General features: G+C 72.8%; 9 protein-coding genes. 3 read left to right on the forward strand and 6 right to left on the reverse strand.

Translation table 11 applies throughout. The features are described 5' to 3' along the window. Window positions 1–151: 151 nt before the first annotated feature. A complete protein-coding gene (locus K6I34_RS25720) occupies window positions 152–805 on the forward strand; it encodes a hypothetical protein (protein ID WP_229328956.1) in 654 nt (217 codons plus the stop codon). A gap of 16 nt (window positions 806–821) precedes the next feature. On the opposite strand, the gene K6I34_RS25725 is transcribed toward K6I34_RS25720, so the two are convergent. Continuing rightward, on the reverse strand, window positions 822–1703 hold the full coding sequence (locus K6I34_RS25725) for a helix-turn-helix domain-containing protein (RefSeq protein WP_229328958.1): 882 nt from the start codon (window positions 1701–1703) through the stop codon (window positions 822–824). Window positions 1704–1758: 55 nt separating this feature from the next. On the opposite strand from K6I34_RS25725, the gene K6I34_RS25730 reads away from it, so the two are divergent. Further along, window positions 1759–2328 (forward strand): class I SAM-dependent methyltransferase, encoded by a 570-nt coding sequence (locus tag K6I34_RS25730; RefSeq protein ID WP_229328960.1) that lies wholly within the window; start codon window positions 1759–1761, stop codon window positions 2326–2328. Between the two features lie 130 nt (window positions 2329–2458). On the opposite strand, the gene K6I34_RS25735 is transcribed toward K6I34_RS25730, so the two are convergent. The 5 genes from K6I34_RS25735 to K6I34_RS25755 all read right to left on the reverse strand — a co-directional run bounded on the left by K6I34_RS25735 (window position 2459) and on the right by K6I34_RS25755 (window position 6931). Then, window positions 2459–2731: a DUF1876 domain-containing protein gene (locus K6I34_RS25735; protein WP_229328972.1), complete on the reverse strand. Its 273-nt coding sequence runs from the start codon at window positions 2729–2731 to the stop codon at window positions 2459–2461. Window positions 2732–2898: 167 nt separating this feature from the next. Beyond that, the gene (locus tag K6I34_RS25740; RefSeq protein WP_229328962.1) at window positions 2899–3090 is read right to left on the reverse strand and encodes a YegP family protein; all 192 of its coding nucleotides are present in this window, start codon (window positions 3088–3090) and stop codon (window positions 2899–2901) included. 111 nt (window positions 3091–3201) lie between these two features. Then, a complete protein-coding gene (locus tag K6I34_RS25745; protein ID WP_229328964.1) occupies window positions 3202–4959 on the reverse strand; it encodes a serine/threonine-protein kinase in 1758 nt (585 codons plus the stop codon). 96 nt (window positions 4960–5055) lie between these two features. Next, window positions 5056–5709, reverse strand: a complete 654-nt coding sequence (gene msrA / locus K6I34_RS25750) for a peptide-methionine (S)-S-oxide reductase MsrA (protein ID WP_229328966.1) — start codon at window positions 5707–5709, stop codon at window positions 5056–5058. Window positions 5710–5839: 130 nt separating this feature from the next. Continuing rightward, on the reverse strand, window positions 5840–6931 hold the full coding sequence (locus tag K6I34_RS25755) for a hypothetical protein (protein WP_229328968.1): 1092 nt from the start codon (window positions 6929–6931) through the stop codon (window positions 5840–5842). Window positions 6932–7067: 136 nt separating this feature from the next. Here K6I34_RS25755 and K6I34_RS25760 point away from each other — a divergent pair, with 136 nt between their 5' ends. Next, a complete protein-coding gene (locus K6I34_RS25760; RefSeq protein ID WP_229328970.1) occupies window positions 7068–8213 on the forward strand; it encodes a cystathionine gamma-synthase in 1146 nt (381 codons plus the stop codon). Window positions 8214–8401: the final 188 nt, after the last annotated feature.

Raw genomic sequence — 8401 nt, forward strand, 5'->3', positions numbered from 1 at the left:
CGGAACCTGGAACGCGGTGCGTGCGGGTGATGCGTGTTGGGTGCCGTGCTTCATGCACCGTCGTTCCAGAACCCGCCCTCCGGCCTCGCCCCCTCCACCGCCGGTCGGCTTTCCGGCGTGCCATATCGCCCTAAACATCGTTGAATCCGGCGTGAAGACGTCCCTTCTGCATGCCATTGTCCTGGCCGCCGCGGCTGCCCTGCTCGTACCGCCGACAGGCCCCAGCCAGGCCGCGGCACGGCCGCCGCAGCCGAAGAAGCTGCCGCCCGTGCCCCTGCCGCTCAAGACCGGCAGTCCGTATCTCATGTGCCTCACCGACGAGTCGACACGCGCGCTCGCGGAGTCGGGCATGCGGCTGCAAGCCGTCGCTCCCGTCACGCTGGTGACGCACGAAGGGCACCGCTGTCTGCGCTGGACGCTCACCGGTGGGCACCTCAACGGGGACCTGTCGGGGGTCAGCACCGAGGCCAGGGGCGGGTTCGTCCTGCGCCGGGGGGTGCGCCGCGCCCTGTTCACCGACGCGCGCACGACGCTGACCGTCAGCGACAGCACCGCACGCGTCTCCATGCTGCACCACAGGCGCAGGACCGAGGTGCTCGTGGCGCCCGCCGCCAATATCTCGCTCTCGCTGGCGGACGGCTTCCGTACCTCGAACAACCCCACCGCCCTCACCCCGGCCGCGGCCAGGGCGATCGCGGCCGACATCCCCGGCAGCCCGTTCCGGGCCAATGACGAGATCTTCACGACCAACGCCCAGATCGGCGTGCTGCCCACTGGCATCCCCCTGCCCGCCGGGCGGAAGTAGCCGTCGGAAGTAGCCGTCAGCGGTCCGACGGGGCCGGGGTGAAGTAGGCGCCCGGCGGTACGCCGACGCCACGCCGGAAGGCCGCCACGAAGGCGCTCGGCGAGCCGTAGCCGACGCGGCGCGCCACGGAGGACACCGTGGCGCCCGCCGCCAGCAGCGGCATGGCCGCCTGGAGCCGCAGCTGGGTGCGCCACTGGCCGTACGCCATGCCCGTCCCGGTGACGAAGGCCCGTGCCAGCGTGCGGCCGGAGGCGCCCACGACCGCGCCCCACTCCGCCAGCGTGCGGTTGTCCGCGGGGTCACGGCGCAGGGCCTCCGCGACGCGGCGGGCGCGCGGGTCCGCCGGCATGGGGGCGCGCACGGTCGTCACGGAAACGGGCCGCAGCAGGTCGAAGACGACCTGCTCGGCGCGGTGCCGGGCGTCGGCGGGGAGTGCGTCGGGGTCCTGCGCGAGGTGGCCGATCAGCTCGCGCAGCAGCCCCGGCACCGGTACGACCTGCGGCTCGCGCCAGCGCAGCGGGCAGCGGTCCGGCCAGAAGTAGAGGCTGCGCAGCAGCGCTTTGCCGGTCGCGCCCGTCGCGTGCGCGGTGCCCGCCGGTATCCACAGGGCGACGGTGGACGGCAGCACCCACGTACGGCCGGAGGTGCGGACGGCGAGGACGCCGTCGGACGCCCACGCGAGCTGGTGCGCCCCGTGCTCGTGCCGGGTGAACCACTCGCCGCCGTCGAGCGGGAAGCTGCCGACGGCGACGGCACCGCCGGGCGGCGCGACGAGGTGGCCGGTGCCGCGCTTGCCGGTGGCGGGGGAGCCCGGTGGCCGGTCCTCGGCGCTCACCCGCCCGTCCCAGGGGCGTGGTGCGTCCTGCCGGACGAGTCCGTCGTGTCCGTCTCGCGACATGAGTTGGCCTCCTGGCCCGTATCCGACACCGTCCCCCTCTTCCTAGCCTCGGGACATGCCGATGAACCTCATCCACCGCCGCCTGTGCTCCTCCGAGAAGTGGGCCCGCGGCGTCGAGAACGACCTGCTGCCCTGGGCCCTGGAAGGCGTCCGGCTCGGCCCGCGGACCCTGGAGATCGGGCCCGGCTACGGTGCCACCACGCGCGTACTGCTGGGCAGGACCGACGAGTTGACCGCTGTCGAGGCCGACGCCGGGTACGCGGCGCGCCTGCGCCGCGAGTTCGGGGGGCGTGTCGACGTCGTGCACGCCGACGGCTCCGCCCTGCCGCTCACGGACGGGCGCTTCGACTCCGTCACCTGCTTCACGATGCTGCACCACGTGCCCTCGCCCGGCGTGCAGGACCGGCTGTTCGCCGAGGCGTTCCGGGTGCTGCGGCCGGGCGGTTTCTTCACCGGCTGCGACGCGCTGAGCAGTTGGGCCTTCCGGCTCGTCCACCTCGGGGACACCTGCGTGCCCGTCCCGCCGGAGACGCTCCCGGCCCGGCTGCGCGCCGCCGGCTTCGACGACTGCGACGTGAGCATTGGGAAGGGGAGTTTCCGTTTCCTGGCGCACAAGGCCGCTTAGTCGTTTGTGCCGCTTAGCCGGTTTGTCTTCCACCCGTGTCTTCCACCCGGCGTACGGGCCGGGGCGGCGGCGATCGGCCGGGGCGCCCGGTCGAAGGCTCCCCGGCCGCCGTGGCCGCAGGCGCGAGGTGCTACTCCCACAGCCCCCGGACGGGCTGGTGGGTGTGCTCCTCGATGTCCTGTTTCGCCGTCCGCATCAGCTGATGGCTGAGGTCGGACAGGGCACGCGCCGCGGCCAGCTCGTCCCCGATGACGGGGACGTTCTCGTCCAGCGGATTGCACTTGGCGGAGCCGTGCCCCACCATGCGCTGCGCGCCTTTGCCGCTCAACGTCGCCTCGGCGTGCGACTCGCGGCCTTCTTCCTGGATGACGATCTTGGTTTCCCAGACCTCGGCACCGGTCATGGCGACCTCCTCGTGGAGAGCCTGCACGCTGAGGAAGACCCGCACGTGTTTCTCTGTCTCCACGCTGGCACCGTCTCGCACGCTTTGCACGCCGAACCGGGCCCTGGCCTGCGGCAGTGACCGGCCCGGACGCGGAGCGTGTCCGGGCGCGCGCCGAGGGTGGTGCCCTACGCCTTCTCCCGCGGGACCTCCTTGACCTCCGCGGTCGGCGCGTTCCGCTTCACCGAGTCGATCCCGTTCTGACAGGCGGCCTTCGAGTTGTAGGCCTCGCCGACGGCGATGATCTCCCCGTTGCCCGCCTTGAGCCGGTACCGGTACTTCCCCGCCTTGTCCTCGTACATCTCGAACTTGCCGCTCATGTGCGCCTCCCGTGTCCACCGGATGCCTTCCCCCTCAAGGAACGCACCCCGGGCCGACGACGGCAGCCCGGCCACGGCCGTACGGGTGACGTGCCGGGCGCGGCGCCCCGGTCAGGACGTGCCGACGGCGTTGCGCCAGACCTTGATGTCGAGCGTCATGTACCGGCTGGGATCGGACGCCTCCGACGCCCCCTTGTAGGTCACCAGGGCGATGTGGCCGGAGCCGGTGCGGACACAGATCTGCGAGTTCTCGCCGAGCTGCTTCTGGTCGATCCGGTCCGTGTAGCGCGTGACCGAACGGCAGGTGTCCAGAGAGCCCTTCTCGGAACCGTTGAGCAGGACCAGCTTCGTGCTGTACGAGCCGATGTGGCACGAGTCCGCAGAGCCGCAGAAGTAGTAGAAGTCGTCGTAGTTGTCGCGCTTGGGTTCGAGGTGTTCGTCGTCGAACACCAGGTGGTAGCCGTCGGGCATCTGGAAGTCCGGGTAGGAGACGGGCTCGGGGTCGGGGCGCTTGGACTTCTGGCTCTTGTCCCGGCTCTCGGCGGACTTCTGGCCGGATTCCCCGCCACTCTTCTGCTGGTTGGCCGCCTCCACCATGACGGCGCACCCGCCCGCGGCCACCAGCAGCGCGACGATCATGCCGGCCGCGTTCCGCACGGTCCGCTTCCGGCGGCCGTTTCCCGGCGGAGGGCCGAGGTAGGGGCGGACGCCGACGGGCTGGGGATGCCGCGCGGGCCACGGGTGGACGGGGACGCCCAGTGGTGGGGTCCGAACGCCCGGCGGCGGTGGAGTCGGAACCCCCGGCGGTGGTGCCGGGAACGCCGCGTCCTGTCGTACGGCGGGTGCGGTCGGGGCGTAGTGCACGGCCGCCGGCGGGGCGACCGGCGGCACAGCCGGCGGTGCGGGCGGCGCTGATTGTGTCGCCGGCTGCGTCGGCATGGTCCGTACCGGTTGCACCGGCACGGACCGTTGCCGCCGGGTGATGTCGGAGGTGACGGCGCCGGGGAGCCAGTCCTCGGCGCGGCGCAGCCCGCCGGTGCCGGAAGCCGCGCGGCACAGGTCGACGACCTCGGCGAGCGACGGCCGTGCGCCCGGCTCCTTGGCCAGCAGACGCGTCAGCAGGGGCAGCAGCGCCTCCGGTACCGAGGACAGGTCCGGGTCCTCGTGCACGATGCGGTAGAGCACGGCGTGCGAGGAGCCGATGCCGTAGGCGGGGACGCCCTTCGCGGCGTACGCGGCGACCTGCCCGAGCGCGAAGACGTCCGTCGCCGGGCCGACGTCCCGGCCCGCCGCCTGCTCGGGCGCCATGAAGGCGGGGGTGCCGACGGCGACACCCGTGTCCGTGAGGGACGTCGCGTCGGCGGCCCGGGCGATGCCGAAGTCGATGACGCGGGGCCCGTCCGAGGCCAGCAGCACATTGGAGGGCTTTAGATCGCGGTGCACCACACCGGCGGCGTGGATCGCTTGGAGCGCCTCGGCCACGCCTGCGGTGAGCAGCAGCACGGCGGGCACCGGCAGGGCCCCGTGCCTCGCCACGGCGTCCGCGAGCGTGGGCCCCTGCACGAAGGCCGTGGCGAGCCAGGGCCGCGGGCCCTCGGTGTCGCTGTCGAGCACGGGCGCGGTGTACAGGCCGTGCACCCGGCGTGCCGCGGTCACCTCCTGGCGGAAACGCCGCCGGAACTCCGGGTCGTCGGCGAGCTCCGGCCGGATCACCTTGATCGCGACGGGGCGCCCCGCCGGTGAGTAGGACAGATAGACCTTGCCCATGCCCCCGGCGCCGAGCCGGGCCACCAGCTCGTAGTCCCCCGCGCGAGCCGGGTCGTCCGTCTCCAGCGCCTGGAATATCTCCGACGACGCGGCTCCACCCATGCCGACTTGCCCCCCGTGCCCGTGCGTTCACTTCCGGGCGGGGAGCATATCGGCAGGCGGGTGAGGCCGGCGGGCCGGTTGCCGCCGCGCGGGAGGCTACGCCTTCGCCACTCCGATCGGGCAGCTCACGCCCGTCCCGCCGATGCCGCAGTAACCCGCCGGGTTCTTGTCGAGGTACTGCTGGTGGTACGCCTCGGCAACGTAGAACGGCCCCGCCGGGAGGATTTCCGTCGTGATGGTGCCGTAGCCCGCGCCCTGGAGGACGGACTGGTAGGAGTCGCGGGAGGACTCCGCCGTGGACTGCTGGGAGGGGGAGTGGGTGTAGACCGCCGAGCGGTACTGCGTGCCGCGGTCGTTGCCCTGGCGGAAGCCCTGGGTGGGGTCGTGGGCCTCCCAGAAGACCTTCAGCAGGGTCTCGTACGGGACCACCGCCGGGTCGTACACCACGCGGACCGCCTCGGTGTGGCCCGTGCGGCCGCTGCAGACCTCTTCGTAGGTCGGGTTCGGGGTGTGGCCGCCCTGGTAGCCCACCAGGGTCGTCCAGACGCCCGGTGTCTGCCAGAACTTGCGCTCGGCGCCCCAGAAGCAGCCCAGGCCGAAGTCCGCCACCTCAAGGCCCTCGGGGTAGGGGCCCGCGAGCGGGGTGCCCAGGACGGTGTGGCGCTCCGGGAGGGAGAACTCCGGCTCCGGGCGGCCCTTGAGCGCCTCCTCCGGGGTCGGCAGTCGGGTTTCGTGGCGCGAGAACAGCATGGCGGCGGCTCCATAGGGACGTGGCCTGGCGTTCTCCTTGCAACGTACGGCCGGGGGCCGCGATTCCCGGTCTCCCGGCTTTCCGGCTTCCCGGTCTCCCGGTCCGTGTGACGGCCGGCCCCGGCTCGCCTCAGCTCTTCCTGCCCGCCCGCTCCCAGCCCGCCACCGCCAGCGCGCGGAACGACGCGTACGCCGCCACCGGGTCCTGCTCGTACGTCCACGGCACCGCGCCGATGTGGCCGTCCACCGCGCGCAACTGGTCCATCGCCTCCGGGTAGCGCTCCGCCTGCACCAGGAACCACACCAGCAAGTGGCGCACATGCGGCAGGACGGGGTGGTCGGAGGGCGCGCCCGCCACCGCGTACCGCGCCGCCTCGATCGCGTTCGACACCACGGCACCGCGGTACAGGTCGCGCGACAGGACGACGTCCGGCAGGTGGTCGTGCACGGCGAAGAGCGGCAGCGCGGGCAGCAGGCTGCCGCTCGGCGCCGACGCCGCCGCGCGCTGCGCGAAGCGGTCCGCCTGTTCCTGGGAGCCGTGCCACTTCGCGCTCCAGTAGCGCAGCGCGGCCAAGTGCGCCCCCATGTGATGCGGCGCGCGGGAGGTGACCGTCTCCCACACCGACTGGAACTCCGCCTCGCTCGCCCCGAGCCCCCGCTCGACGCCCAGCCGGACGATGTACGGCACGGGGTCGCCCGGCGCCAGCAGCGCGGCCTCCCCGCACACCGTGCGAGCCTCCTCCAGGATCATCCGGTAGTCCTGCGAGGACGGGTCTCGCAGCGCCTGCTGCACCAGGAATTCCGCCTGCACCGCCGCGCCGCCCGCGTCCTTCGGGGCCACGACGCGCCAGTGCCGCAGCCACATCCCGCCGGTGCCCGGCGACTCGGCCAGCTCCTGGGCCGCCGCGCCCGCGAGCGTCTGCACGCGCTGCCAGCGCAGCTCGGACTGCGTGGCGGCGTCCGTACGGGCCAGCAGCTCGGCGGCGGGCTTCCAGTCCTGCGTGCGGCGCGCCTCCTCGACGGCCGTCAGCAGCTCGGGGTCCGGGCCGGGCAGCCGTACGTCGAGCTGCTCCGCGGGGACGAAGCCGTACGCTCCGACGGGGTCGACGGCCGTCTCATGGCCACGGAGCATCTCCTGCCCCGCGCGCCTGCGGCGTATCGCGGGGACGACCAGGACGCCGCAGACCACGACGAGGGCGAAGAGGACGAGCAGATACTCCATGGCTTTCCTGGGCTTTCCTGGGGTCTTCCTGAGGACACGGCTTCCGTCATGACAACGCCGCAGCCTCCGAAATCGTTCATCTTCCGGTTACAAATGACCTGCGCGATCCCTTGGGGCGAGGACTACCCTCAGACGAATGAGCGACCAGCATTCTTTTGAGACTCTGGCCATCCACGCGGGTCAGGAGGCGGACCCGCAGACGGGGGCCGTGGTTCCGCCCATCTACCAAGTCTCCACCTACAAGCAGGACGGCGTGGGCGGCCTGCGCAATGGTTACGAGTACAGCCGCAGCGGCAACCCCACGCGCGCCGCGCTGGAGGAGAACCTCGCGGCCCTGGAAGGCGGCCGCCGCGGCCTCGCCTTCGCCTCGGGCCTGGCGGCCGAGGACACCCTGCTGCGCACGTTGCTGTCGCCCGGTGACCACGTGGTCATCCCGAACGACGCCTACGGCGGCACGTTCCGCCTCTTCGCCAAGGTCGTGGGCCGCTGGGGTGTTGAGTGGTCGGTCGCCGACACCTCCGACCCGGCCTCCGTGCGCGCCGCGATCACGCCCCGTACGAAGGCGGTCTGGGTCGAGACGCCGTCCAACCCGCTGCTCGGGATCACCGACATCGCCGCCGTCGCGGCCGTCGCCCACGAGGCGGGTGCCAAGCTGGTCGTCGACAACACCTTCGCCAGCTCCTACCTGCAGCAGCCGCTGGCGCTGGGCGCGGACGTCGTCGTCCACTCCACCACCAAGTACATGGGCGGCCACTCGGACGTCGTCGGCGGCGCGCTGATCACCGCGGACGCCGCGCTGGGCGACGAACTCGCCTACCACCAGAACGCCATGGGCGCCGTGGCCGGGCCGTTCGACTCCTGGCTGACGCTGCGGGGCATCAAGACCCTCGCCGTCCGCATGGACCGCCACAGCGCCAACGCGGAGCGGGTCGTCGAGCTGCTCGTCTCGCACCCGAAGGTCACGAAGGTCTACTACCCGGGGCTGCCCGAGCACCCGCTGCACGAGGTCGCCGCCAAGCAGATGCGGTCCTTCGGCGGCATGGTGTCCTTCCAGGTCGCGGGTGGCGAGGCGGCGGCGGTCGAGGTCTGCAACCGCGCCGAGCTGTTCACGCTGGGCGAGTCGCTGGGCGGCGTCGAGTCGCTGATCGAGCACCCGGGCCGCATGACGCACGCGTCGGTGGCGGGCTCCGCGCTGGAGGTCCCGGCGGACCTGGTCCGCCTGTCGGTGGGCATCGAGTCGGTCGACGACCTTCTGGGCGACCTGACGCGCGCGCTCGGCTGACCGGGCTCCGGCCCTGGCGCAGCCATGACCCGGGGGCTCCGCCCCCGGACCCCCGCGCCTTCCGGGGTGCCTCTTGCGCTCGGCGCGCGGCCGCAGGCCGTTTTCGGCCGGCCGCGCGGTTCCCCGCGCCCCTTACGGGGCGCAGTGCTCCCGGAGGGGTCCGGGGCGGCGCCCCGTGGGGGTCTGGG

The sequence above is a fragment of the Streptomyces sp. UNOC14_S4 genome (assembly GCF_020740835.1).
GTDB lineage: Bacteria > Actinomycetota > Actinomycetes > Streptomycetales > Streptomycetaceae > Streptomyces.

What these genes read in the sequence shown, in the direction of transcription:
- K6I34_RS25725 (WP_229328958.1), bottom strand. Translation starts at nt 1,703, where the DNA reads ATGTCGCGAGACGGACACGACGGACTCGTCCGGCAGGACGCACCACGC.
- K6I34_RS25730 (WP_229328960.1), top strand. Translation starts at nt 1,759, where the DNA reads ATGCCGATGAACCTCATCCACCGCCGCCTGTGCTCCTCCGAGAAGTGG.
- K6I34_RS25735 (WP_229328972.1), bottom strand. Translation starts at nt 2,731, where the DNA reads ATGACCGGTGCCGAGGTCTGGGAAACCAAGATCGTCATCCAGGAAGAA.
- K6I34_RS25740 (WP_229328962.1), bottom strand. Translation starts at nt 3,090, where the DNA reads ATGAGCGGCAAGTTCGAGATGTACGAGGACAAGGCGGGGAAGTACCGG.
- K6I34_RS25745 (WP_229328964.1), bottom strand. Translation starts at nt 4,959, where the DNA reads ATGGGTGGAGCCGCGTCGTCGGAGATATTCCAGGCGCTGGAGACGGAC.
- msrA (WP_229328966.1), bottom strand. Translation starts at nt 5,709, where the DNA reads ATGCTGTTCTCGCGCCACGAAACCCGACTGCCGACCCCGGAGGAGGCG.
- K6I34_RS25755 (WP_229328968.1), bottom strand. Translation starts at nt 6,931, where the DNA reads ATGGAGTATCTGCTCGTCCTCTTCGCCCTCGTCGTGGTCTGCGGCGTC.
- K6I34_RS25760 (WP_229328970.1), top strand. Translation starts at nt 7,068, where the DNA reads ATGAGCGACCAGCATTCTTTTGAGACTCTGGCCATCCACGCGGGTCAG.